General features: G+C 45.5%; 31 protein-coding genes. 4 read left to right on the top strand and 27 right to left on the bottom strand.

Going from position 1 to position 22,336, the window contains the following annotated elements:
• Positions 1 to 504 precede the first annotated feature (504 nt).
• Positions 505 to 747 (top strand): type II toxin-antitoxin system Phd/YefM family antitoxin, encoded by a 243-nt coding sequence (locus AALG83_02310; GenBank protein ID MEY8381990.1) that lies wholly within the window; start codon positions 505 to 507, stop codon positions 745 to 747.
• Positions 744 to 1,121, top strand: coding sequence for a type II toxin-antitoxin system death-on-curing family toxin (locus tag AALG83_02305; protein MEY8381989.1), 378 nt, complete (start codon positions 744 to 746; stop codon positions 1,119 to 1,121). Before AALG83_02310 ends, AALG83_02305 begins: the two co-directional genes overlap by 4 nt.
• Positions 1,122 to 1,468: 347 nt before the next feature.
• On the opposite strand, the gene AALG83_02300 is transcribed toward AALG83_02305, so the two are convergent.
• The 23 genes from AALG83_02300 to AALG83_02190 form a co-directional block, all read right to left on the bottom strand.
• Positions 1,469 to 2,362, bottom strand: coding sequence for a hypothetical protein (locus AALG83_02300; protein ID MEY8381988.1), 894 nt, complete (start codon positions 2,360 to 2,362; stop codon positions 1,469 to 1,471).
• An 18-nt stretch (positions 2,363 to 2,380) separates the two neighbouring features.
• Positions 2,381 to 2,821, bottom strand: coding sequence for a type II toxin-antitoxin system antitoxin SocA domain-containing protein (locus AALG83_02295; GenBank protein ID MEY8381987.1), 441 nt, complete (start codon positions 2,819 to 2,821; stop codon positions 2,381 to 2,383).
• Positions 2,822 to 2,950: 129 nt separating this feature from the next.
• Positions 2,951 to 3,169, bottom strand: coding sequence for a hypothetical protein (locus AALG83_02290; protein ID MEY8381986.1), 219 nt, complete (start codon positions 3,167 to 3,169; stop codon positions 2,951 to 2,953).
• A 1-nt stretch (position 3,170) separates the two neighbouring features.
• Complete coding sequence (locus tag AALG83_02285; protein ID MEY8381985.1) at positions 3,171 to 3,464, bottom strand: phage holin family protein; 294 nt, start codon at positions 3,462 to 3,464, stop codon at positions 3,171 to 3,173.
• 15 nt (positions 3,465 to 3,479) lie between these two features.
• Positions 3,480 to 4,550 carry a peptidoglycan-binding protein gene (locus AALG83_02280; protein MEY8381984.1) on the bottom strand — a complete coding sequence of 357 codons (1,071 nt, stop codon included), beginning with the start codon at positions 4,548 to 4,550 and terminating at the stop codon, positions 3,480 to 3,482.
• Between the two features lie 15 nt (positions 4,551 to 4,565).
• Complete coding sequence (locus AALG83_02275) at positions 4,566 to 5,537, bottom strand: hypothetical protein (GenBank protein ID MEY8381983.1); 972 nt, start codon at positions 5,535 to 5,537, stop codon at positions 4,566 to 4,568.
• Entirely contained in the window at positions 5,534 to 6,604 is a 1,071-nt protein-coding gene (locus AALG83_02270; protein MEY8381982.1) for a siphovirus ReqiPepy6 Gp37-like family protein, read from the bottom strand. The genes AALG83_02275 and AALG83_02270 overlap by 4 nt, the downstream gene beginning before the upstream one ends.
• Before the next feature lie 2 nt (positions 6,605 to 6,606).
• Positions 6,607 to 7,476 carry a phage tail domain-containing protein gene (locus AALG83_02265; GenBank protein MEY8381981.1) on the bottom strand — a complete coding sequence of 290 codons (870 nt, stop codon included), beginning with the start codon at positions 7,474 to 7,476 and terminating at the stop codon, positions 6,607 to 6,609.
• Positions 7,466 to 11,089, bottom strand: a complete 3,624-nt coding sequence (locus AALG83_02260) for a phage tail tape measure protein (GenBank protein MEY8381980.1) — start codon at positions 11,087 to 11,089, stop codon at positions 7,466 to 7,468. The genes AALG83_02265 and AALG83_02260 overlap by 11 nt, the downstream gene beginning before the upstream one ends.
• A gap of 12 nt (positions 11,090 to 11,101) precedes the next feature.
• The gene (locus AALG83_02255) at positions 11,102 to 11,419 is read right to left on the bottom strand and encodes a hypothetical protein (protein MEY8381979.1); all 318 of its coding nucleotides are present in this window, start codon (positions 11,417 to 11,419) and stop codon (positions 11,102 to 11,104) included.
• Complete coding sequence (locus AALG83_02250; protein ID MEY8381978.1) at positions 11,419 to 11,568, bottom strand: hypothetical protein; 150 nt, start codon at positions 11,566 to 11,568, stop codon at positions 11,419 to 11,421. The genes AALG83_02255 and AALG83_02250 overlap by 1 nt, the downstream gene beginning before the upstream one ends.
• Positions 11,565 to 11,936 (bottom strand): hypothetical protein, encoded by a 372-nt coding sequence (locus AALG83_02245; protein MEY8381977.1) that lies wholly within the window; start codon positions 11,934 to 11,936, stop codon positions 11,565 to 11,567. The genes AALG83_02250 and AALG83_02245 overlap by 4 nt, the downstream gene beginning before the upstream one ends.
• 39 nt (positions 11,937 to 11,975) lie before the next feature.
• Positions 11,976 to 12,722 (bottom strand): hypothetical protein, encoded by a 747-nt coding sequence (locus AALG83_02240; protein ID MEY8381976.1) that lies wholly within the window; start codon positions 12,720 to 12,722, stop codon positions 11,976 to 11,978.
• Between the two features lie 14 nt (positions 12,723 to 12,736).
• A complete protein-coding gene (locus AALG83_02235; protein ID MEY8381975.1) occupies positions 12,737 to 13,150 on the bottom strand; it encodes a hypothetical protein in 414 nt (137 codons plus the stop codon).
• Entirely contained in the window at positions 13,137 to 13,475 is a 339-nt protein-coding gene (locus tag AALG83_02230) for a hypothetical protein (protein ID MEY8381974.1), read from the bottom strand. The genes AALG83_02235 and AALG83_02230 overlap by 14 nt, the downstream gene beginning before the upstream one ends.
• A complete protein-coding gene (locus AALG83_02225; protein ID MEY8381973.1) occupies positions 13,472 to 13,771 on the bottom strand; it encodes a phage head closure protein in 300 nt (99 codons plus the stop codon). Before AALG83_02225 ends, AALG83_02230 begins: the two co-directional genes overlap by 4 nt.
• On the bottom strand, positions 13,761 to 14,042 hold the full coding sequence (locus AALG83_02220; protein MEY8381972.1) for a head-tail connector protein: 282 nt from the start codon (positions 14,040 to 14,042) through the stop codon (positions 13,761 to 13,763). Before AALG83_02220 ends, AALG83_02225 begins: the two co-directional genes overlap by 11 nt.
• A gap of 13 nt (positions 14,043 to 14,055) precedes the next feature.
• A complete protein-coding gene (locus tag AALG83_02215; GenBank protein ID MEY8381971.1) occupies positions 14,056 to 15,273 on the bottom strand; it encodes a phage major capsid protein in 1,218 nt (405 codons plus the stop codon).
• Positions 15,270 to 15,950 carry a head maturation protease, ClpP-related gene (locus tag AALG83_02210; protein ID MEY8381970.1) on the bottom strand — a complete coding sequence of 227 codons (681 nt, stop codon included), beginning with the start codon at positions 15,948 to 15,950 and terminating at the stop codon, positions 15,270 to 15,272. Before AALG83_02210 ends, AALG83_02215 begins: the two co-directional genes overlap by 4 nt.
• Entirely contained in the window at positions 15,940 to 17,121 is a 1,182-nt protein-coding gene (locus AALG83_02205) for a phage portal protein (GenBank protein ID MEY8381969.1), read from the bottom strand. Before AALG83_02205 ends, AALG83_02210 begins: the two co-directional genes overlap by 11 nt.
• A 16-nt stretch (positions 17,122 to 17,137) precedes the next feature.
• On the bottom strand, positions 17,138 to 18,826 hold the full coding sequence (locus AALG83_02200; protein MEY8381968.1) for a terminase TerL endonuclease subunit: 1,689 nt from the start codon (positions 18,824 to 18,826) through the stop codon (positions 17,138 to 17,140).
• On the bottom strand, positions 18,819 to 19,181 hold the full coding sequence (locus AALG83_02195; GenBank protein ID MEY8381967.1) for a hypothetical protein: 363 nt from the start codon (positions 19,179 to 19,181) through the stop codon (positions 18,819 to 18,821). The genes AALG83_02200 and AALG83_02195 overlap by 8 nt, the downstream gene beginning before the upstream one ends.
• Before the next feature lie 77 nt (positions 19,182 to 19,258).
• A complete protein-coding gene (locus AALG83_02190; GenBank protein MEY8381966.1) occupies positions 19,259 to 19,582 on the bottom strand; it encodes a hypothetical protein in 324 nt (107 codons plus the stop codon).
• Between the two features lie 152 nt (positions 19,583 to 19,734).
• Between AALG83_02190 and AALG83_02185 the strand changes: the two genes are divergently transcribed.
• Together AALG83_02185 and AALG83_02180 are read left to right on the top strand one after the other, a co-directional pair.
• Positions 19,735 to 19,989: a DUF4160 domain-containing protein gene (locus AALG83_02185; GenBank protein ID MEY8381965.1), complete on the top strand. Its 255-nt coding sequence runs from the start codon at positions 19,735 to 19,737 to the stop codon at positions 19,987 to 19,989.
• A 34-nt stretch (positions 19,990 to 20,023) separates the two neighbouring features.
• The gene (locus AALG83_02180; protein MEY8381964.1) at positions 20,024 to 20,452 is read left to right on the top strand and encodes a DUF2442 domain-containing protein; all 429 of its coding nucleotides are present in this window, start codon (positions 20,024 to 20,026) and stop codon (positions 20,450 to 20,452) included.
• 133 nt (positions 20,453 to 20,585) lie between these two features.
• Here the strand turns inward: AALG83_02180 and AALG83_02175 are convergent, their stop codons facing one another.
• From AALG83_02175 to AALG83_02160, 4 genes are all read right to left on the bottom strand, one after another.
• A complete protein-coding gene (locus AALG83_02175; GenBank protein MEY8381963.1) occupies positions 20,586 to 21,005 on the bottom strand; it encodes a DUF1492 domain-containing protein in 420 nt (139 codons plus the stop codon).
• Positions 21,006 to 21,091: 86 nt separating this feature from the next.
• A complete protein-coding gene (locus tag AALG83_02170) occupies positions 21,092 to 21,277 on the bottom strand; it encodes a hypothetical protein (protein MEY8381962.1) in 186 nt (61 codons plus the stop codon).
• Positions 21,264 to 21,554 carry a hypothetical protein gene (locus AALG83_02165; protein ID MEY8381961.1) on the bottom strand — a complete coding sequence of 97 codons (291 nt, stop codon included), beginning with the start codon at positions 21,552 to 21,554 and terminating at the stop codon, positions 21,264 to 21,266. The genes AALG83_02170 and AALG83_02165 overlap by 14 nt, the downstream gene beginning before the upstream one ends.
• Positions 21,547 to 22,335: a hypothetical protein gene (locus AALG83_02160; protein ID MEY8381960.1), complete on the bottom strand. Its 789-nt coding sequence runs from the start codon at positions 22,333 to 22,335 to the stop codon at positions 21,547 to 21,549. The genes AALG83_02165 and AALG83_02160 overlap by 8 nt, the downstream gene beginning before the upstream one ends.
• Position 22,336 lies beyond the last annotated feature (1 nt).

Here is a 22,336-nt window from a genome sequence, read left to right as displayed (position 1 = left end):
TATCACGTTTTACATGGATATACACCCTATCTCCAAGTTTATAACGAGATTTTAAAAGTTCTTTCGTATATTCTATAGATGCAAGATATACCAAAATTGTATCTGTTTTTTGAATAAAACCGCCTTACCTTTACTTTCTTTCACAATTAGCACCTTTCTTTTCATTATTTTATACGGCCTTTTTAAGGACTATCTTTAAAAATTATAACAAAGTTCAAGAATAAAATCAGCAGTATAATTTTTTATTTGTTTCTCATTTGTGACAAATGTTATCTGCTAAATTCGCTTTTTACATAAAGAAAGTGAGGGTACACTCAATTTTTATAATGTTACTGTAGAACAACTCTTTGAAAGTGAAGATAGCAGTTCTAAATTAGATTCCTTGATAGACCTTTTATCCAGGAATTCATAAAAAAAGCGAAAGAAAACAATTCTTATCTCAAAAATAGGTTGTTTTCTAGCTATATTTTGTATATAATATAGTCAAGAGGGAGGTATATTTTAATGACAGTAGATACAAACACAATGATTTCGATAACAGAAGCAAATCAAAATTTTTCCAAAGTTGCCAAGGTAGTCAATGAACACGGGACTGCCGTAATTTTGAAAAATAATAAGCCACGGTATCTTGTAATTGATTTCAGCAAGGTGGAAAAAGAAAGAGTGGCCAGTGCAGAAGATGTTCTAGCTATATCGGAGCGTTTTATTAAGCAAAACAAAGAAGCATATGAGGTTCTTGCGAAATGATTATTCTAAGCAAAGAACAGGTACTGCAACTTCATATCAGCTTAATAGAAGCAACTGGTGGAAGTAATGGGCTTCGCGATGAAGGACTGTTAGATTCTGCGCTAAGCAATCCATTTCAGTCCTTTGGAGGAAAAGAATTATATCCAAGCATTCCGGCCAAGGCCGCTCAACTTTGTTTTGGCTTAGTAAAAAATCATGCAATGGTAGATGGCAACAAAAGACTTGGTGCACATGTCATGTTAGTGTTCCTAGCATTGAATGGATACGAGCTATCTTACAAGCAAAAAGAATTAAGTGATATGATTCTCTCGGTGGCCGCTGGCGAAATTAGCGCTGAGCAAATAGCCCAATGGATTGTCAAACATCAAATATAAAAAAGCAGGGTTTCGGCCCTGCTTTTTATCCATCCAGCAAGATGGGCGGCGTATCCATCATCTCAGGTACTCTCGCGAGTATGTCAGGAGCCTTTCCAACCTTTGCTGTCTGACTGCTAATATTAAAACAGGGCCCGGCAAAGCCGAACCCTGCAAGATATAGTCCGCAAACCATATCCGCGATTAGATTTATTATACCATAAAATTCTAAATAAGTCAAATTTAAAAGAGAGCCCGACGCATCAGGCTCTCCTTAGGCATAGTCCGAGGACATCCGCCGCAATCCATATTTATTATACAATAATTCTCCTACTAACGCAATTGAAAATAGAGTAAAGCGCTCTTCTCTACTTCCATATAAACCGCATAATCGCCAGTAATGCAATCATGCACAAAATTACAGCATCCAATATAGAAACAAAAGGATATCTCCTATAAAATTTTTTTAATGGATTACATTTTTTTCTTTGCTCTGGATCACACTCACATATATTCCTAAAATTCAAAGAAGAAACAGCTGGAGATGGGGTCGAGTATTTACAATTACTCGCAACACTCTTATTTACTAATTTTCCTACCATATAAATTAAAATAAAAATACTATTGATTAAAACGAAACCTACCAGCAATACTAAAAAAAGTAATCTGTAAAAACTGACAGCGTTAATTTGGCTAAATGCACTACCTAACAAGCTAAACGCGCCGGTAAAAGCCATCACTATACCAGCAAAAATGCCCAAAACCGTTATGGACTGAGCATTAAAGCCATCTATATCCTTTTTTGCTTTTTTTAGATTTTCTTCCGTAATTGCAGTTTTCTGTTCTACTTCTCGTATACAAATGACGGCCTCATTAAAGTCTCGTCTCAGACTATCCCCTCTTAATCGATCAATATGAATATGCTCAAGTTCAATATGATCCTTGAGTTTATTAAGCGCTTTTCCTGTATTTGCCCATTTTTTTGATTTTGGTTCATCTACCTCTTTACGCTTTACCTCAGTCAAGATCTCCATCATTTTAAACATTAGTATATCTAAAGACTCAACATCAGTTCCATATAATAAATCTGCAATAGCTGCATAGCTATGGCGAAAAAGCCCTTTCCCATATATTTTCGAAAATTGCTCACAGTATTTTTCTGCATTAAATACATCGGTTTTAATCGGACTTTCCGTTGTCGTTGAAAGAATAATTTCCTTTAAAAGATTATTCAGATTCTCCTGCTCACTATGCGCATTCATATCAATTCCTTTTATCGGCTACTCGTTTAGAAAAAAATCCATCATACTTCTTTGAGTTATGGTATTACTCATGTTATCTGTATAGGCCTGCCTCCAAGGCTTTTCTTTATGTGTTAATTCCACCAGCTGCCATACGCTTAATTCTCTTTTCTCTATAATAATTTTATCTAGAAATTCTTTCTCTTCTTTAGAAAATCGCAACATATTTTCAATATCTGGGTATGTTTCATAAATATTATCTGCGATATATTTATTATAAGCATAATAAATATTAGGAACTACTGGTCCAAATTTCCAAGCTTCAATTTTATCCTCAAATAATGGCTCCTTAAAGTTTGCAAGATATAGCCCTTGCATATAGTATAATATTTTCTGCAATTGTAGATTTGAAATCGCTTTCCCATCACAATGGCATTTATGAATAACATATTTCGCCACATCTAATGCTTCTCTAGCCATACTTCCAACACTCCTTTATATAAGTATATGAGCATTCCGTGTTCACGTCAACCGGATTTGTCTTTATTCTGTACCTAAATAAGGACAGCACAGAAAAAAGCGGGGCAAATGCCCCGCTTTCTTTATCTCTCATACGCTATGTTCAATCTCTTCAATGCGGTGTGCATTGCCTTTAATTTTTTCTTCCACTGCCGTCATGCGCTCAACAAGGTTATTATGCAGCTTCACCTTTTCCTCCAGCTGCTGCAATCGGAAATTTGTCAACCGAGAAGATGCAAAAATGCCGCCAATAGACCCAATCAGCGTGCCTGCAAAGCCGAGAACAGCTGTTAGGATTACACCATCCATTCTACTCTACCTCCTTTTCTTCTTTAAGCTGCTTGTAAATCTGGTTGGCGTAAACGCTGCACCCAGCGCAGAGAATCCCCTGTACTGCTCCCATCAGCAGGCTTTGCAGGATGTTGTACTCTGCATCGCGAAATACCAGCAGCCATGCCGCGCCCAGCAACGCCCCCAGCAGCCCCAGCCCCAGCGGGATATACTTATTCTCAAACACTTCCGCTTTCTTGAGCCCCGCACCAATCAAATACAGCACGGGAATCAGCGTGAGCATTTCCGGCCGAATCAGTTCCATCATATCCATCTCTTTTTCCTCCTGTTATGCGTTCCACTTGCCGCCCAGCTTTGCGCAAGTGTCTTTTCCGATAATGCTGTCTGCTTTCAGTCCGTGTGCTTTCTGGAAGCGCATCACCGCGTCTTTCGTCTCGTCTCCAAACTGCCCATCTGCTCCGCTACTTCCGCAGGAATACCCTTTGGCAATCAATGCTTTTTGCGCTGCCCGCACGTCCTCACCTTTCATCGTAGGCTTGGCGCGTTTGAGCAGGCGGGAGAGCGTCCAGCCAGCCGAAGAGGCCGGTGCATTTGCCTTGCCTCCTTTCCAGATGCCGCCCAGCTTTATGCAGGTATTCTGTCCCACAATGCCGTCTGCCGTCAGTCCATTTGCTTTCTGAAAGGCTTTGACCGCACTCTCTGTACCGGCGCCGAACTGGCCGTCCGTGCCGGACGCCCCGCAGGAATAGCCTTTGGAGATAAGCGCCTGCTGTACTGCCTGCACATCTCCACCTTTCATGATAGGGTTTGTCCGTTTGAGCAGCCTTGAAAGTTCCCAGCCAGCAGGAACAGGCTGTGGAATTGGCGCGTCTCCCTCAATCTCTGCTTTGAGAAAAGCAGGCCGCCCATAAGCATTCCAATATCCCGCCTGGGCGTTTAGCGGACGCTTTACCACGCCGTCATCCCGGCCTTTGGCTTCTATGACGTTCTTTTCTACGTCCACCACCACGCCCACATGATATGCTTTCCCCTTGTTTGTGCCGCTGGTATACACCCGGAACACAAAATCTCCCGGCAATAGCTGCGTTTGGGAAATCTGGCTGCACATCCCTTTCAGGCCGTGAGCGGTTGTGTCTGATTTCAATACGCCCTTTAGGTTCTGAAAGAAGTATACGATAAGGCCAGAGCAGTCAAATGCCCGCAGCGCATTCTTTCCCTCGGCCTTTCGGCGTTTCCAAAGTGCGATTGCCCGGTCTGCATTGTTTCTGCTGGTTTCCATCCTGTGGATCCAGTTCTCAGAGATTGTCTCTCCACCCTGTCCCTGCGCACCCCAGACATAGATAGAGCCGTTATCTTCCTGCTCTTCCAGATAGTTCAAAAATTCTTGTAATACTCCCATTTTCCCTTTTCTCCTTTACGAAAGTCGTAACCATATACAGAGGACTATAAACGGGGGCATATTATTGCCCTCATCCGTTGTGCCACCCAGTGCCATCGCTCGGGTTTGCGTGTATGGCTCCCCTATTGGGCCAAGCGCTGCCCCCTGCGAAAAAGTGGCATATGTGTCAGCGCTGTATTCTATACCAGTGCCCTTCTTGTTGGTATATCGCAAGACAACCGGCTGGTTGGCATACCCGCCAATTTTGGCATAGCTGTCATGCTCCAGAGAATATTTAGCCGTTTTGCTGCCCCCTGTCTTTCCTACCTCATTAAAATCTGGGTCATCTGGATCAAGCCCAATAGGCATTTTCCCCTTAGATATTAGCTGCCATGTTGTGCCTGGGTATAGTGTTGCTGGATTGATGTTATCATAGCGAAATATTACCTGTCCCGGCGAGCATACCGCATCTATTGCCTCACTTTTATCGAGTTTCTCTTCTCTCAGTTCCTCCGCTACCGTATCTGTGATTTTCTGCACATATCCGCAATATGCCGGATCCGAGCGCAGGTCTGTTATCATAACATCCGTAATCTCCACAGCTCCGCTCGGAATAACAATCCGCGCCACAGCTAAGTCATAGTAGGTTTCAGACCTTTCAACTGCATCTGACATTACCCAATACAAATCTTTCGCTACCGCATCATAACGGCAGGAAATATAGACCGGGGCGCCGCGCAAATTCTCTGTGATAAGAAACGTACTGGCTTCATCGTCATAGCCAAAGTAGCCTTTTAAGTAAATATCTCCTGGCCGCATTTGCACCGTGAAGCCGCTCTGCGCCAGCACCTGGAAATTAGTCGTCGGGTTTGGCGGAACGCCATTGCCTATGAGATTTTTTAGCATCCGGGCAAAAAAAGCGGCATCCTGCGCCTTATTTCCGCGCGGATAACCGCCCACTACCTCTACAATTTCCGTGCTGTCAAACAGCCCGCATTTAAAACTCATTTGTCTTTGCTCACCTCTCTTGAAATTATCTGCCTCAAATTCAGCTGCACCTCTCCAAAAATCGGGGTTACAGAGTGCGCGCCTGCCTCATAAACTTTGTCTATGCCTGTTACGATGCTCTGAAAAGAGATTCCAAGCTCTGGGTTTTCAAAATCGCATTTGTCCCCCATATCGTAATCCAGCCCAAGGCGGGGCAGCGCGTCCGCCGCCGCTTCCCCCGTGATGCTTTCCGTCTTTTTGTACTTTGCCAGCTTTTCAACTCCTCTCGCGATCAGCCTCTGCCTATACTGCGCCGCGCTTTCGTCCTGCTCTTTCTGCAAATCCCGCGCGTCAATATAGATGGCTTTCTTTGTCTCTCCGTTGCTCCGATCCACTTCAACCACCGTGCGCGCCTGACCTTCCCCCTCTCCTGCCACAAAGGCATAGTTTTTGTAATCCTCCTCACTGCGCTGGTATTCCATATTCAGAATATTTTCGCGTGAGGTAGAGAAAACAGCCCACGCATTTTCATTCTGGTTTTGCGTCCTGTCTTTTCCCTTCACAATGTCAAAGATAAGCGCGTCCTGCGTGTAATCGTAGGAGAGCCGCCATGTCAGGTTCTCTTCCGCCAGCAGGGTATAAAGCGCCTCATATAGAGAAATACCCGTCATCTGCGTGTCAACAGTCTCGGAATATCCCTGCGCCGCACCCAGGCACAGCTTATCGATTTTCTGTGTCCCGTCTATCGCGTACTTCTTCACGATGCGGCGCGCCTCTGTTTCCAGATTCCCTCGGATCACCTCTGTTTTTGGGATAACAACGTCATCGAAAAGAATATTGAGAGGTTTTCCGCCCAGCGTAACCTCCCCCCGCTTCTCTTCATATTCGGCGCTTACTATCGCCATTGTCTCTTCATCCTCATTCTGATAGAGATACCGCGCAGCGCTGGCCGTTGCAAAATATTCCTTGCTCAAATGAAGCTCAAAGCCGCCGCCCTCTTTCCAGCGCCGCTTCCATTGCAATGACGTAAAATCATCTATCGGCATCCCCAACAGCCCGAAGTTCTTATCCAGCAAAATAAGCTCCATGCCTACACCCCCAAATACTTTAGGCTGCATTCCATTTTTGTAACTGCATGTTCCACGCCGCTGTCCGCGCTGATTTTCAGCGTGTGCTTTCCTGTCGGCACAGAAAAAAAGACGCTTTGCCTATCATAAACAAGCGCCCTTTCCTCATTAATCCAAATATCTTTATTTTTTGGTATCGTCGATATTTGAGCCTTATCCCCGCTTTGCAATACGGTGATCAGCCGGATATATTCCCCGTCGTCCAGAGTTACTTTAGGGTTTTTGATTTCCCCTTGTGCCTGAATCGTCAGCAAAATTCCCATTGCATCGTCCCCGGTGTTTTCTACTGTCAGTTCATCCGAGCGCCAGACAAGGCCAGACATAATGCCCACGCCCACAAGCGAATTGAATGGGAAGGTAAGCAGCGGCTTTACATTTTTAAATTCGTATTCTGCCGCCCGCTCCTCATAAAACCAAGGGTCTGGGCATATGAGATTGACCGTTACTTTCAGCCTGTCCTCCCGTATATTCGGCTGCCAGAACTCTATCACCCCATCTATCTTGCACCCAATTCTCCTTGTTACCCCGCTCCTTGTAACCGTGAGCGTCCCCTGCTGCTTCGGGTTTAGATATCGAAGCAATAGCCGTCTGTGTGCCTCTGTATTTGTCCTATCATCCACAACAAAGGTAATGCTGATATTCCGTGGCTCAAAGCTCTCTTTTTCAATATATCCGCCATCTACTTGCGCATTTTGCTTTATGGTGAGCATATAGTCTGCCGCTTCTAGGCCACTCACTCCATCCTGCGCCAGACGATAGGGAGAATCTTTCGCAATTCTCACCATGTGCCCGCCCATATCCAGAACTAAAGTGATACTCGCATCAATAGCCATACAGCATCCTCCTCATGGTCTTTTCTACCTCTCTCGCGGTCTTTGCCGGGCTTGGCTGCTCACCGTAAAATTGCAGTGTTGCCTTGTTGGTTATATTCCCCCTGGAAGATGCCAGCGCACCTCTGATAGATTCCAGTATGCCGGAATAATCTCTACCCGGCATTTCATAGCTGGACGCAATAGACGCAAGCAGAGTGTTGTTGTATTCTTGTGCTTCTTTTGCAGTTAAAATGCGCTCGCCCTTGTGCAGCTCTGCAATATATCCATCGTATGGAACAAGAGATAATCCCTTTGCATGGCTGCCATTATATACAGCTTTAATACTTCCTCCCATCCCGGTGAACATGTTCGTAATCGCACCGCGCACGAGCCCCGCCGCTTGCTGTGCTTTTTGTTTTACTTCCGGGAGCCCAGAATTAAGCCCGGCTGCATAACCATTCATGGTTTTCTTTCCGTTCTCTGCTGCTTCATCTTCCTGGTTCATATGGTCAACCAGTGCATCAATTTCCCCTTGAATCTCCGCCGAGTTTGTGCTAAAAGCCGTTTTTGCATCTGCCATAGCAGCTATTGCTGTGCTCTTGACATTGTTGACCTCTTCCCACTTCTGGTTAATTTCATCCACGCTCTTGCCGTTATCATTTACAATCCCTTGCAAAATTGCCATAGATTCTACAGACCCATCGGAAAGAGTTGCTATTAGCCCCTGGTTAATGCCAAGCTCCGCCGCCTTTTTCAGATTCTCTGTATAATTGGTAAAGTATTCGATTTGGCTGTCAAAGTTTGCCTTTAACTGCTTAACGCTAGTCGCCGCTTTCTTCTCTATCTTGTCAAAAGCCCCGCATTGCTTATTGACCGATTTTTCTGCCTCTTCGTAGGCTTCCATATATGCCTCTTGAAGGCTTGCGAGTTGATTATTCAGCGCGTCAATTTCGCTCTGCGTTTTGGCGTTCGCCTCGCTCACTTGGTCGCTGGAAGCAACAACCCCGCTTGCCCAATCGCCCAGCACCGTGGAATTTACGCCCAATTCCTCGCTATACTCTGCAAGCGCGTCCTGGTTCTTTTCTAGTGCCTTATCCAGATTATTGAGCTCCTCATCCGCCTTGGCGTATTCATCCACCAGTTCATTGTATCGGTCAATCTTTTTTTGTAGTACCTGATTTCCCTCTTGCTCCGCTGCCGAGCGTCCTCTTGTGGCTGCCTCAATTTGAGCTTCCATGCTATCCATTTCACCTTTGATGGCCAAAAGCTCATTTTCTTTTTTTATCCGCTTATCAAGGTTTGTCTGGGCTTCTACTTCCACGGCAGCAAAAGCCTTGTATTTTTCGTAGTATGCTTCCTGCCTTGCCTGCGCTAAAGCCTGTTGCTGCCATGCCTGGATATTTCCGCGCAGCGCCTGTGTCCCGCCCTCAATGCTCCCTGTTTGCTGGTCAATCAGCTGCGAAGTCTCTGGCACCAGCTCCACAATCTGAGACAAAAGCATATTCCATTTTGCCTGTTCCGCGACGGTCAGAGAGGTCTTTTGTTCCAGCTCTGCCAACTGGTTTACATATGCATTGGCCATCTGTGCTGTTGCCAAAATATCGTTGGAGGTCTGCTTGAATTGTTCGTCCTGCTCTTTGAAAACCTTCTTTATTTCCCGTGAGGCTGTCGTGAGATTTTTAACGCTATATTCACTATCGCCGCAGGCTGCCGCAAAGGTTACAAGCGCCGCCACCGCCGCCGCGATTGCTGTTGCCCAGAGCATCCACGGATTCGCGGCCATAACGGATATAAACTTTATAATGCTATGCCTGACTTTATCAATAATCGTATAAGCAGCAAACGCGGCAACCAGAACCCCGACCGCCGTCGCTGCCCCTACTAGCGCCGGAACAAGCAAATCCGAGCTTTCCACCATCTCTTCCAGTTTTTCTGCGAAGCTTGTGAGCGTATCTGCGCCTGCCCGAATAATGGGGCTGAGCTTATCGCCTATTGCAATGCTCAAATTGTTGTATGCGTTTCGCATCATGGCAAGCTTACTTTCGGTCGTAGCGTAGCGCGTCGCCGCCTCTTTTGTTAGTGCAGTATTTTCCGCCCATGCCTCATTTGAGACATTGACTGCATCACTCAGCAATGTGCCAGCGCCCGCCAGGGAGAGCATCATTGTCTGCATCCGCGCTTCATTGATTTTTAGCTCGCCCAACAATACGATGGCGGACTTGCCATTTCTCTCTACATCGTTTAGGCCAGTAATAAACTTAATGAGCGCGCTGGTTGCATCATTGCCCCACGCAGTCGCAAAATCCTCCGCCGACATCCCCGCAATGCTGGCGAACTGATCCAGCTTGTCCCCGGTCTCTACTGCCCGTTGGATCATGGAGGTGAGTTTGCCCATCTGTGTGCCGCCGTTGTCTGCGCTGATACCCATAGAGGTAACAGCAGCGGATAAGCCCAACATATCCGCTTCACTCATACCGGCAATCGTACCCGCCGCCGCAATCCGTTGGGTCATCTCTACAATAGAGCGCTCATTGGTCGCAAAGCTATTGCCCAGCGCAACCACCACACTACCAAGGTTACTGTATGCACTGGGATCCATCTGCGTAATATTCGCGAACTGCGCCAGCATGGTTGCCGCTTCCTCGCTGGTTAGGTTGGTCGCTACCCCTAAATTGGCCATAACTTTCGAAAAGTCAAGCAGGCTTTCTTTCGCTATGCCCAGCTGCCCTGCAATTTCCACAATTCCCGAAAATTCCGTTGTTGTAATCGGAATTTCTGTGCTCAGCTCCCGGATTTGCTTTCCCATCTGCGAAAGCTCGCCCTGTGAGAGGTCTGTCGTCTTGGCCACGCCCGCCATTGCTGATTCAAATTCAATAGACGCATCCACACTCGCGCGAAAACCATCCACAATAGCTGAAAGCATTTTTGTAAGGCCAAGCGCTGCCATGACATCTTCTATCTCTTCTAGGCTTCTTTTTGTGTCTCTTCCAAAATCCTTGACATCATCACCGGCGCTCTGAAAGTCCCGCCCTGCCTGCTTGACTTCCTTGCCCATGTTGTCAATGGATTTTGCCGTCCCGTCTGAGCTTGCCTTTGCCTCTGCCAGATATTTGTTGTTCTTTTCCAGCTCACGCTCGAATTTGACAACCTGGGTCTGCGCTGTGTTCAGGTTCTTCTGCCAGAGTTCAACGCCGTTTGCCGCGCCTTTTTGTCTCGCTTCCGTATCTTGAAGCTCTTTATTTAAGGATTCGATTTCCGCAGTCAGCTTCTTTTGCGCCGTCGTTGTGTCGGAAGAGGTGTTTTTCAGCTCTTCCAGCTCTTTTTCCGCCGCCGCAATACGCTCCCTCAGCTCTGATGCGCGTTTCGCGTATGCCTCCTGGGCGTTCCGCGCCAAGTCCAGAGCTTTCCGGGCGTTGTTTACCGCTTCTTTTTCCTTATCCAGTACATCCTTTAGGGCTTTCCCCTTTGCCTCCAGTGCTGCCATGCTGTTGGCATTACCCTTGAACTGCTCTTCCGTCAGTTTCAGGGCAGATTTCAGCGTTCCAAGCTCGCGCCTAATATCCTGCATAGCGGTTTTATACTCGTTAATCCCCTCTACCGCCAGGACTGTTGATACTGCTCTTTTAACCGCCATTCTTCCGCCCCCTTACATGGCCGTAATCTGCTTTGTAATCTGATTTGCTACGTGGATGGCGGCCGCCGCTAATTCGTTTATTGTTCCTTCTTTGCTCTTAAATGCTTTCTCTATCGCTCCCGCCCCTAGGATTCCATCAAGCGTTTTTTGAATCTCTTTTCCTACCTCATCGTCAGACAGTTTGCCAGCGTTTACTTCTTGCTGGAGTTTTAGAAACTGCTCTGGGATTCTGGAAAGTCTCTCAAACAGCTCTCTTGTCGCCTCAATTCGGAACACCTCGCCCCGAAGCTCCACTCTCAAATATTGCTTGATTTTCGTCTTTGTCTCCATCAGTCAAATTTCCCTTTGCTCGGTTTTGTACCACTTATTTTTTGGCGCACTTCGATGCAATCAAAAACCATGCCGGGGGTTTCCAGCATGGCTTCTTTCCTTGTCATTCCGCTAAGGCTTGCCAAGTAAAGCAGCATTGCCTTAGTCATTCGCTTTCCGTTTTTTTTTGAAGTTCTTGCAGCCCTATGTCAATTTCTTCTTCTGATTCCTCTTGCCGCTGAATACCTTTCATTACTGCCTCAATCGCCTCATCTCGAATTTTTGGCATCTCCCACGGCAAAATGACTGCCCGCACAAACTCCTCTTTTAAATACTCATTAGGGCTTTCTCCCATATATCTTTTATATAGCTCCGCCGCCTTTGACATCTCTGCAACAAGCCAGCAAAGAGCATTAAATCCTTCTGCGCCCGGTTTCGTCAGTATCTCTATGGCGTTAGCTGTCCCATATTTTTCTTCCAGTTTGAAAAACACGTCGACGCTAAAGCGCAGCGCATATTCTTTTCCGCTTAGCCGCATAATCTCAAAAATGGGCGGCCGAAGCCGCCCCCTCCTGTGTTAGAAAATATATACCAGCTCGTGATTTTCCTTTACGCTGGTTAGCGTATACGTGCCCCCGGAGATACTCTCCAAAATGCTTGTACCATTGTCATACGCCGCAGTAGGCGTGCCTGTAATCGTGCAAGTCAACGTCCCCTCATCTTCCACATAGCAAATCCCTTCCGGGCTTACCCCCTCGCCTGCGCCTGCGCCGGATACTGTAACATTGACCGTGTGATATTCTTTGATTCCGCACTTCTGTTCACACCATGCCTTAGCCTCTGCCTGGCTGTCAAAGTTCTTGGTCTCGCGCCAATCGCCCGCATCGTCCGGGAACACAGTAAATGCCGTCTGCGTGGTCTGGAAGGTAATGCTGCTGCCCTTTGTCTGCGCCGAATCGTTGCCAATCGCCGCTCTGGCCTTGGGGTAGTAATAGCCACGGTAGAAATTTTTACCTCCTACACGCAGCGACTTATAATATGCGAGTTTGCCCATAGGCGGCACATCGTCCTTGTTATATACAACCGCGCCATCCTTTACTGTCGCCCCATATACCACGCTCGCAACCTGATCCAGCATATCGTCTGTTTCCATTGCAATGCTGCCAGAGATAACCTCCGAGACCTGCTCGGCTAGTGTATCATCTGCATATAGCTCACCGTTTGCCAGATTCACCGTCAGATTTGCCGAAACCAGCTTGCCTACGTTTACCCCCGCTTTGTCATACGGCTGAAAACACGGGAAATTTGCTCCAAATCCTGCCATTTCTTTTTTCCTTTCTATTCGTGGCTATCTAGCCATTTTTCATGTATGTCTGCGGCTGCTTCCGCCGCCGCATCTTCTCCGCGCGCATTTGCAACATCAATAAAAGGGCGCCCGGGATTCCCGCGCGCTCCATATTGGTTCACAAATGCAATTTCTGCCAGTCTGTTGCCGTGCTGTGTGCCCTTAAAGGCCACCTCGATTTCTCCGCCGTCATAGGTAATCATCGGCTTGCCTACCGTTACAGAGTTTGCAACGCCGCCTTTGTAGTATTTGCCTCGCAGCATTTCCTCCGCCGCCCGGCGCTGTTCTTTGGCAATGATATTGCCTTCTGCAAGCAGCATTTCCTCTATGACCTCATTGGGCATATCAGCAAGGCTATCAAACAAATTCATTACATCATCAAGGCCATTTACGCTAAACTGTGCCATCCATCTCCCCCATAATCTCACACTCAAAGACATAATGCCGGCTGGTTTCATCCGTTGCGTCTACCTCATCCGGCCATGTCCATCCAGCGGCAAACAGTTTTGCTTTTACTGCTTGTCTTAGTTTTGTGCAGTCTACATCGTGCGGGCAGAAATAGTGCAGCTGCGTCAAATATCGCTCTGTATTTGGCCTGTCATCCGCATACATAACCGGGATGATCGAAAAAACAAACACAAAGTATTCAGCTGCATCTCCCTGGTAAATTGCATAGGCCGTCGGGAGATCAAAATCTCCCAACGCCTGCATCATTTTTTCATTGACGGTCATGTTTTTACCTCTGAACAGTTTAGCTCCATGATCTCACTGTCCTTTGTGTAGGCTCTTGCCACTTTATATCGCCGCCCTTCAAAGTCTACATACTTCTCATTTCCATAGTCGCAGCACCTCACATTGAACACAATTACCAAGCACATCTCCTGTTTTAGAGCCTCATAAAACTCACTTCGTCGTACAGACTTCACATCTGCGAACGCCTCTTTTTTTATCTCACTTTCTGTTGGATACCCTGAAATGCTGATTCCTGGCTTTATAGCCACAAGTTCAATGATGTCGCTATACTGCATCTTGCCTCCGGTAATCACCCGAAAGGGCCATTGCGTCTCTTAACCCTTCATATGCTATTTTATATTTCTCGTTATCATCGTAATAGCCAAAATATGCTTTAGCATAGAGTTTTATCGCCTGACGCACTAGCGCATCCTCCTCCTGGACAGTTTCAACGCCCGATATTTTCATATCCATTTTGCAAGCATTAATAAGAGGTACAAGCTCGCTTTCATCAAATCTATTATTGCCAATTCTTAGTGTTGTTTTGAGTTCTTCCAAAAGCTCCATTCGCTTTTACCTCTTAGGCTGAAGCTACTTTTTTGGTTATGGTTACGAGGGAATTAATATCTACCGCCTTACCGTCCACTAACATAATAGCTTTGGTTACAGTATCATCCGTGTCATTGTCCTCATAGCGTTTAATGGTCAGACTGTAACTTGCATTGAGCACATAATCTTTGGGATTAAAAATCGCCGCAAAGATAGTATCTTTTGTTACAGTGCCAGCATAGGAATCCATGTAATCATTGACAATAACAGTTCTTCCAAGCAGCATTCTTTCTGGCTTTCCGCCAATACCGTAATTCACACGCGCAATGGGTTGACCATCGGCATCTGTCATGCCTACAAATGCCATAAAAGATTTCTTGCTCATAAACCATACGGCCTCATTTTCGTATGCAGACTCCAAGGCTGCTTCGGCCTCTACTAACACTTCGTAATCCAAATCATCAGTGGCTGCAACTTCAATTGCATGTCCTGAAACTGGTGTTTCGCTTAAAAATCCCTTGGGCTGACCAGTGCCGCTGCCAGATACAATGGCCTGTTCAATAGCTTTCGTCATTGCCTCTGCAATATTATTAACGAGTACCGTTTCAAACACCGGGAGCGCCATAACACCTACTTCCAGGCTGATAGAGACTGCACAGCGCAGTTTATGATAGGTAAAGCTGATCGCGCCAATAGTTTTTTTCTGCCTATCGCTCCCAGCTCCTTCCGATACCCATGTTGCTACCGGCTTGACTGTAGAAGTTGGAATTTTCACACCACCCTTATACGCCACTTGCGTTACAAGGGGCAAAATTGTTCCGATACTCTCCATTTTTTCAATAACTCTTTCGATGACAATAGTTGGAATAATTTCACCAACATCTGTCGTTTTGGTATTGGCATTGGCTGCTTGGAATTTTGCAGGCATGGCCTCTCCTTTCATAACGTGGGCCATAAATGCTTTTCGGTAATCCATGCTGTTAGTCATATCTTCTGGGTCAATTTCTTTTGCCTCAAACGATACAGATTCTTTTGTTGCACTCTGGAACGCATTTGCCGGTTGCGCCGCAACTTTGTCTTCTAGTGCACGAAGATTCGCCTGCGCTTTACAATACTCATCATACTGATTATCCAATGTCTCAACTTCTTTTGCTTTTGACTCAAATTCCTCCATTTTCCCTGCGTCTACCAACTGCTGTGCTACATCCATCAGCCCTTTACGCTTTGCCAAATACTGCTCTTTGTTCATTGTTTCCCTCCTAATTTTAGTAGTCTTAATGTTGCCTTTGCTCTTTCTCGCATAAAAATATCCGCTTTTCGCGGATTGTGAGCATTCATAGTTTGCATGGTTTTTTCTATAACTTCTCTTGGTAAGAGTGTACATGCCAATGATGCAACCAGCTTTACAGGCGGTTCTTCCATTCTATCTACCAGCCCTTTTCTTATTGCCTCCTCTGCTGTCAGCCAAGTCTCCTGCTCCATAAGCTGTAAGGCCTCATCTCTGGTCATTTTTGTCTTGTTCATATACGCTTCTGCGATAGCGCTGTTTGCTTTTTTAAGAACTTCTGCTGTTTTATCCATCTGGCGATAATCCCCGCTAGCATAGCCTGATACGTTATGCACCATTACCATACCTGTAGGTGTAATATCACTCTCACCCGCGCATAGAATGACGCTAGCCGCAGAAGCTGCCAAACCTACCACATGAATCTTTATCTTGCCCTGATAGCTTCGTAATGCAGAGTAAATTTCACTACCAGCAAAAATATCTCCGCCTCCTGAATTAATAAAAACATCAACATATTCTGTTCCGGCTTCTTTGAGCTTTTGCAGAACATCGCGCGGGCAGGTTGCCTCCAGATTAAAATAATCATAAGCGGCCTTGTCATCATTGCTTACAATCGCTCCCTTAATCTCAATTCTCAACACTTTCACCTCCTCTCACTATGTCGGTATCTTTGCGCAGCAGCATTTCGTCTCCACCTGGAAATGGTGCCATATTCAAGATGGCCCGGACTTCATTTGGCGTCATCATTCTTCGATCCACAAACTGCACTAAGTTAAGTTTAGTTTGCATACTTGCTGTAGCCAGATTGGCGGCCTCAAAAATAATTTTGTTGCCAAAGCCTCTTTGCTTTCTGCTGAAAATTTTTCGAGTGAACTCATTTTTCAGCTCAATGGATAACGTTTCGATTTCTGATTCAAAATAGCTATTCCAATCATTTTCTGAATAGCTGCTGTGCACAATTTTTTCATTTGTGTTGAGCAGAGCATAGATTCTTGTGGTTGTCCGATCTATTTGGGCTGCATTAGGGACATAGTCCTTTGGTTCAATTCGCTCCACATCTACCTTTGCGTCTGTTGCAGCAACACCAACCGAATTGCTCTCAAGAGAGAGATAGTTCTTTGCAAATTGCTCTGCCGTCTTTTGAATATCTTCTGGCCGCTGTGAGTTTAAAATTTTGAGAAGCCATCGCACAACTCCAGAATTTTTTACTGCTTTCACAATCCCCTGATCTGTAGTGTTGATAATTTCCATTAACGGTGCCAGCGCCGGCGCTAATGGCTCGCCAAAAATATCATTAGAATAGAAATCCTGGCGCAAATGGATAATATCAGAATATGGGAAAGTATAGTAACTCCCATTTTGCAGCAAAAACTTTAAATACAGGGTGCCCTGGGCATCATATATTGCCTCTGCTGTGATAGCCGTAATTGGGTAGATCTGCATAGGATAGCCATTCTCGTCCCTTACTATCACGGCAAAAGCATTATTGTTAAGGCAGTATTGGGCCGTCATTTTTTCAATCAGCTTTTGTCCCGTCATGTATGGGTTTGGCTCTTCCAACAGAAATCGGATATATGGCTCTGGGTTAATCTCCATTATTTTCTTCCCATTTTTTATTGTTTCCCTGATATGCTTTGGAGTCAGTTTTCCAACTGCCTTGACTTTTGGCCGAATACAGGCGCGCACTATATCCGAGTGATAGACATTACCATCCCAAGCATAATACCCATTCCCCGTTTCGGTGATCAGTTTAATTCCAGCCACAGTTTCAGCCGTTTTTTTCCCAAAGACTTTGGAAAATATTCTCATATATTTCTCCTCCTTTCTAAATAATGCTTAGATACTCTTCCATTTTGTTCTGTAATACTACATAGGCATCGAGCAGAGCCGCTGTCCCGTCGATTCTTTTCGTCCTCTTTGAGGTTTTGCTTGGTTGAATATTCCCGTTCTTATCCTCGTCATATGCCGTATTCGCTAAGCACCACTTATCAATCGGGTTGTTGTTATAAATGATGAGCTTGCTTTCTAAATCAGCTCCCAGGTTCTTCATGGGAGAGGAAAGCGTCTTTTTTCCCTGAATTACTGGTATCATACTGCTTTGCCCAAAATACGCCATCATTTCCTCTACCCAGTATGTCGCAGACCAGGAATCATACCCCACCCACGGAATATAGATATCGTGCTTCTCCTGCACTTCCTTAAACCATTGCGTAACATATTTATGATGCACTCTATTCCCAGGCGTAGTGCGCATTAACCCCTGTTCAATCCACAGATCATATGGTATTTTATCTTCCCGCACGCGCTCCTCCACCAACTCTTCTGCCAGCCAGTACATAGACATTACGTAGATATGCTGATCGCCCGGAATCATGAATAGCACTTTTGCCGCCGTGAGATCTGTTGTTGCTGAAAGGTCGGCTCCGCCAATACCGTATCTCGGCTTTAATTTCTCCAAATCATACGTCGCAGTATTGTTGAGCTGTTCAAAGGTTAGCCACGCCTGGCTGCTGGTTTCACGGATATTGAACTCCTTGCAAACCAAATTCTTCACCATATTTGGATTGGCTTTTGCCTTTTCTACTTTATCAGCCAGTGCTTTATAGTTTTTGATAGTACCAAGGCCCGGGTTCGCTTTTTTCCAACACTCCGGGCATGTCCATTCCTTACGATCGTCGAGTTCATAAATGAAAGGCAAGAAACGCTCATCATGATATCCTTCAGCATCCGAATAACCATTTATGACTCGCTCCGCGTATTCATATTTTTCGTCATAAATATCCTCGCGGATAGTGCCTGCGGTTGATGTTATAAAAATAAGAGGCTGTTCTCGTGCTGTTACGCCATCTGCCATAATGTCAAATAAAGCTTTCCCATGTTTCCATTGATGAATCTCATCCATGAGAACACCGTGAACATTGAGCCCATCTAGCGTATCTGAGTCACTGGCCAGCGGTTTAAATACTCCATCATTGTACTCCTCACTTGATAGCTCATGAGTTAGAGCTTTTATTCGCTTACTAAGTGCAGGAGATTTGCGCACCATGCGTTTAGATTCATTCCATATGATTTTAGCCTGGTCTTTTTTAGTAGCTACAGCATAGACTTCTGCGCCTGGCTCATTGTCCCCAATGAGCAAATACAAACCAATGGCCGACGAGAGCAGTGATTTTCCATTCTTCTTTCCAACAATTAAAATTACCTCTCTATATTTGCGATTCCCGGTTATATCCACAAATCCAAAGACAGATGCTATGAGCGCTTTTTCCCACAGTTCCAACCTAACAGGCTTACCCCCCATTTTCCCTTTGCTGTGTCTGCAAAAATTTTCTACAAACTCAATTGCGTGATTCGCTCTTTTGCTATTGTAATAATATTCTCCTGCATCATCTAAGGTATCGCGATACAGTTTTTCATAGGTTTTTCTTATTTTTAGGGATACAACTTCCGTTCCACTCTCAATTGCTTTCCAATATTCAGCAATTGGGTTATACTTTTCTGGGTACTTAATCATCCCTCTCACTCACAAATCCATCAAATCCGTCGTCACCCTGGATCTCGCTCTCTTTTGGCAGCAAATCTGTCAATTGCTTAATGATTTTTTGATAATTTGCATTCATTGTATTATATAAATCAGCAACTGGACGCTTTCTATCATAGGGTTCTTGGTCTCCCTGTGAAAACTGCTCCACAAATCCTTTCTCATTTAGATCTAACTCCAAATTATCTAGGGAGACTCGCATGAATGCTGCCCGTTCAATGAGTCCCTTGATGACCGCTTTCTTTTTTCCGCTTATTTTCGCAAAATTTTTGCTAAGTCTCCCTTTTTCCTTATCTATTAATGCTATCTTTTCATTACTTTCCATCATATTCTCCTATTTTTAGGGGAGGGGGGTCATACGTGAGTCATGTATTCATTAGAGGTTGGGGCGCGGTCAGGCTTCCCTCATATCATGCTGCCTTTAAAGGGGGGGATCGGAACCAACTGGCCCATTTCATCAAATCTATACCCGCTCTCGCATTCGCCCTGCTCTATTTTGTTATGACATACAAGACAAACATATTCCAAATTTTCTTTATTAAGCGTTACATCTGGATTGCTTATATTATCTGGTGTCAACCATACTTTATGGTGCACAATATACCCAGGCACAATATGACACCTTTGACACATTCCTCCATCAATCGCTATCCTCTCACGGATATATGCACCTCTACACTTTAACCACGCGCTACTATGATAAAATGCTTTCGCAAATTCTCTAGCCATAGTCCTCTCCCTAAAATACGCGCCCCCACCCCTGCGCCGTTTTATCCCGTGCCGCCTAAGCGGCTAACTCTTAAATATGAAACTTTTTGTCTATCTCTCTTGACATATACGTACGTATATTATATAATAATATCGAAAGGTAGGTGAGCACATTGCCCGTTATCGCTAGATTCTATGGCATGGTCATTAAAATGTACTTTGCTCAACGAGAGCATAATCCACCCCACATTCACGCAGTATATGGAGAGTATCTTGGCATAATCGATATCCAAACAGGGAAAATGCTCGAAGGTGATTTACCACCCAAGGCCCTTTCAATGGTGCAGGAATGGGCCGCAACTCATAAGGATGACCTGCTCGGTATGTGGAACACCCAACAATTCAAGGAACTGCCGCCGCTCGAATAGAGCGGTGGCCTCTATCAAAAAGGAGATGAATACTATGCTCCATCATCAAATCATATCTGCGAAAGCTCTTCCTGACTTCATGCTGTATATCGGCTTTGAAAACGGCATATACAAGCGCTATGATGTCCGGCCATTATTAGAGAAATGGGAGCCTTTCCGTGCGTTTATAAATACACCTAAGCTATTTGAGCAGGTTCGTGTGGATGCCGGCGGCTATGGTATCTCTTGGAACGATGACCTTGACCTTTCCAGCGAAGAGCTGTGGGAAAACAGTGAAGAAGTTCCCGCGCCGGCCAAAAGCAGCTATGCCGCTCAAATAAAGCATAACCGAAAGAACTATGTTCGTTTTCCGCTCGACCTTCCGCCAGACACACTCGCGGCCTTTCGGCAAGCCTGCAAAGAAGCCGGAACTACTCCTACCACAGAAATAAAGAAATTTATCTCATCGTATCTCAATCAATAGGCCTTATGGCCTATTTTTTGTAAACAAAAGGGGCGCCCATTTCTGAGCGCCCCTCGCCGAAAGGAGGTAGCTTCCATGCCAATCTTGCTACGATACCAGTTTACCATACCTGCACTGAACAAAACGAACAAAGTTACCGGGCTAAAAACCTCTCGTGCTGCATTCTCAGATTATCTGCAGTATTGTTGTTTCCCATCTCATTTGCCACCTGTTGCCAGGTCATATGGTTAATATATCGTAGCGTGAGAATCTGACGCATCTGGCTATCCTCCACTGACGCGATAAACCGATTCAGTCTGTTCAGCTCATACCAGCATTGCTGTACCTTATGCTCAATGATGGCCCTAAGGTCTGCAATCTCGGCCGCATATTTGCCTACCTTGTCTCCCGCTCCTCCTGCCGGCGGCATCCCGGTTATCTGCTGTGTGATTCCCTGCGCCGCGGCCTCCAGCTCTTCCAGCCGCTTTCTGTCCTGCTCAATCTCACGGCTCAGATAGTACAGCTGCGATAGCTCCCGCTTTGTAATTGCCGCCCTGTTTTTTCCAGTTCCCATTTGATTGCCCTCCGTCTCCCTGCGTGATATAATATTTTATAGAATAGATGGGAAAGGCGGCTGAGGCTTCGGGTCAAGGCCGCTTTTTACTGTACCTCCTTTAACTGCACTCTTATTTCCGCTTCTGAATCTACTGTGGACACACTATCAATAATCCGCAAAATATCTACAATTACATCCACCACACGCAGGATAAATTGGCCATCATCAATAGCCTTATGTCCATAGTCCTTTATCAAACTCCACACTTCATCTGCATCAATCAGCCTCATTGCTATCTCTCCTCTCTCCATAGCTGCAAAAATCGTTATCTAGGCGCACAAACTCAACTACAGGACACCAACCAAGTCCTGGACTATCTTGTTTATAGCTACTACAATCTTTGCATCTCACCACTTCCACCACATCAGATACTGTTTGTTCGTCAATTATGCCCATTACAGTATACATATCAATATCGCTATTTATCTGGGCATTGCACATTGCATATGGTGTAAGGTCTATAAGTTCATCTTTTAATTTTCCACGCTCTATATACTCTTTAGCCATTGATTACCTCCTCAAGCATCTCTGGCAACACAGCCTTGGCATACTCACAAGCGGCCAGATACTGACGCTCATACCACGCTCCTTTGTATACATGATGCGTGTACTCAGTGAAACTATCCATGTCGCTGGAACAACACCCGATTCGAACAAAGAACTTGTCGTTTTCATCAATGAAAAAATATGCGTCTTGCATCTCGCTTTCAATGCGGCTAACTTTCAGGAATGTGCCGTTTTTTACTGCTCCACCCTCAAATGAGGTGTTCTTGCCGTGAACAAAAGACTCTTCAAACTTGCATCTCCTGCCCAGCTTACAACCAGCGCCAATCTTGCACAAATCGTCCAGCTCGCACCCGTATCCAAACTCACACCCATCGCCGAACTTGCACACAGTGTCAAACTCACACCAGTCGCCGAACTCGCACAGAGCGCCAAAATTGCACGCATCGCCGAACTTGCACCAGTTTCCGAACCCGCATCCAGTGCAGAATTTGCATCCAGTGCAGAACTCACACCAGTCGCCAAACCCGCACACAGAGCCAAAACTGCACACAGAGCCGAATTCGCACCCATCGCCGAACTTGCACTCAGCGCCGAACTTGCACCCATCGCCGAACTTGCACCAATCGCCGAACTTGCACCAATCGCCGAACTTGCACCAATCAGCCACCAAATGGAATCCCTTATCTAAAACAATCTGTGTGTAGTCCCCCTTCGGCAGCCGCTTAATCCCAAATTCATCTCGCTCTATCGCATCATACTCTTCTTGTGTGAATACTTTCATT

The organism is Christensenellaceae bacterium 44-20, assembly GCA_041223705.1.
Lineage (GTDB): Bacteria > Bacillota > Clostridia > Christensenellales > Christensenellaceae > QANA01.
This window is presented reverse-complemented; position numbering and strand designations above follow the sequence as displayed.

Bases quoted from the DNA above. Each gene is read 5' to 3' on its own strand.
- AALG83_02310 (MEY8381990.1), top strand. From the start codon at position 505: ATGACAGTAGATACAAACACAATGATTTCGATAACAGAAGCAAATCAA.
- AALG83_02305 (MEY8381989.1), top strand. From the start codon at position 744: ATGATTATTCTAAGCAAAGAACAGGTACTGCAACTTCATATCAGCTTA.
- AALG83_02300 (MEY8381988.1), bottom strand. From the start codon at position 2,362: ATGAATGCGCATAGTGAGCAGGAGAATCTGAATAATCTTTTAAAGGAA.
- AALG83_02295 (MEY8381987.1), bottom strand. From the start codon at position 2,821: ATGGCTAGAGAAGCATTAGATGTGGCGAAATATGTTATTCATAAATGC.
- AALG83_02290 (MEY8381986.1), bottom strand. From the start codon at position 3,169: ATGGATGGTGTAATCCTAACAGCTGTTCTCGGCTTTGCAGGCACGCTG.
- AALG83_02285 (MEY8381985.1), bottom strand. From the start codon at position 3,464: ATGGATATGATGGAACTGATTCGGCCGGAAATGCTCACGCTGATTCCC.
- AALG83_02280 (MEY8381984.1), bottom strand. From the start codon at position 4,550: ATGGGAGTATTACAAGAATTTTTGAACTATCTGGAAGAGCAGGAAGAT.
- AALG83_02275 (MEY8381983.1), bottom strand. From the start codon at position 5,537: ATGAGTTTTAAATGCGGGCTGTTTGACAGCACGGAAATTGTAGAGGTA.
- AALG83_02270 (MEY8381982.1), bottom strand. From the start codon at position 6,604: ATGGAGCTTATTTTGCTGGATAAGAACTTCGGGCTGTTGGGGATGCCG.
- AALG83_02265 (MEY8381981.1), bottom strand. From the start codon at position 7,476: ATGGCTATTGATGCGAGTATCACTTTAGTTCTGGATATGGGCGGGCAC.
- AALG83_02260 (MEY8381980.1), bottom strand. From the start codon at position 11,089: ATGGCGGTTAAAAGAGCAGTATCAACAGTCCTGGCGGTAGAGGGGATT.
- AALG83_02255 (MEY8381979.1), bottom strand. From the start codon at position 11,419: ATGGAGACAAAGACGAAAATCAAGCAATATTTGAGAGTGGAGCTTCGG.
- AALG83_02250 (MEY8381978.1), bottom strand. From the start codon at position 11,568: ATGACTAAGGCAATGCTGCTTTACTTGGCAAGCCTTAGCGGAATGACA.
- AALG83_02245 (MEY8381977.1), bottom strand. From the start codon at position 11,936: ATGCGGCTAAGCGGAAAAGAATATGCGCTGCGCTTTAGCGTCGACGTG.
- AALG83_02240 (MEY8381976.1), bottom strand. From the start codon at position 12,722: ATGGCAGGATTTGGAGCAAATTTCCCGTGTTTTCAGCCGTATGACAAA.
- AALG83_02235 (MEY8381975.1), bottom strand. From the start codon at position 13,150: ATGGCACAGTTTAGCGTAAATGGCCTTGATGATGTAATGAATTTGTTT.
- AALG83_02230 (MEY8381974.1), bottom strand. From the start codon at position 13,475: ATGACCGTCAATGAAAAAATGATGCAGGCGTTGGGAGATTTTGATCTC.
- AALG83_02225 (MEY8381973.1), bottom strand. From the start codon at position 13,771: ATGCAGTATAGCGACATCATTGAACTTGTGGCTATAAAGCCAGGAATC.
- AALG83_02220 (MEY8381972.1), bottom strand. From the start codon at position 14,042: ATGGAGCTTTTGGAAGAACTCAAAACAACACTAAGAATTGGCAATAAT.
- AALG83_02215 (MEY8381971.1), bottom strand. From the start codon at position 15,273: ATGAACAAAGAGCAGTATTTGGCAAAGCGTAAAGGGCTGATGGATGTA.
- AALG83_02205 (MEY8381969.1), bottom strand. From the start codon at position 17,121: ATGAGAATATTTTCCAAAGTCTTTGGGAAAAAAACGGCTGAAACTGTG.
- AALG83_02200 (MEY8381968.1), bottom strand. From the start codon at position 18,826: ATGATTAAGTACCCAGAAAAGTATAACCCAATTGCTGAATATTGGAAA.
- AALG83_02195 (MEY8381967.1), bottom strand. From the start codon at position 19,181: ATGATGGAAAGTAATGAAAAGATAGCATTAATAGATAAGGAAAAAGGG.
- AALG83_02190 (MEY8381966.1), bottom strand. From the start codon at position 19,582: ATGGCTAGAGAATTTGCGAAAGCATTTTATCATAGTAGCGCGTGGTTA.
- AALG83_02180 (MEY8381964.1), top strand. From the start codon at position 20,024: ATGCTCCATCATCAAATCATATCTGCGAAAGCTCTTCCTGACTTCATG.
- AALG83_02175 (MEY8381963.1), bottom strand. From the start codon at position 21,005: ATGGGAACTGGAAAAAACAGGGCGGCAATTACAAAGCGGGAGCTATCG.
- AALG83_02170 (MEY8381962.1), bottom strand. From the start codon at position 21,277: ATGAGGCTGATTGATGCAGATGAAGTGTGGAGTTTGATAAAGGACTAT.
- AALG83_02165 (MEY8381961.1), bottom strand. From the start codon at position 21,554: ATGGCTAAAGAGTATATAGAGCGTGGAAAATTAAAAGATGAACTTATA.
- AALG83_02160 (MEY8381960.1), bottom strand. From the start codon at position 22,335: ATGAAAGTATTCACACAAGAAGAGTATGATGCGATAGAGCGAGATGAA.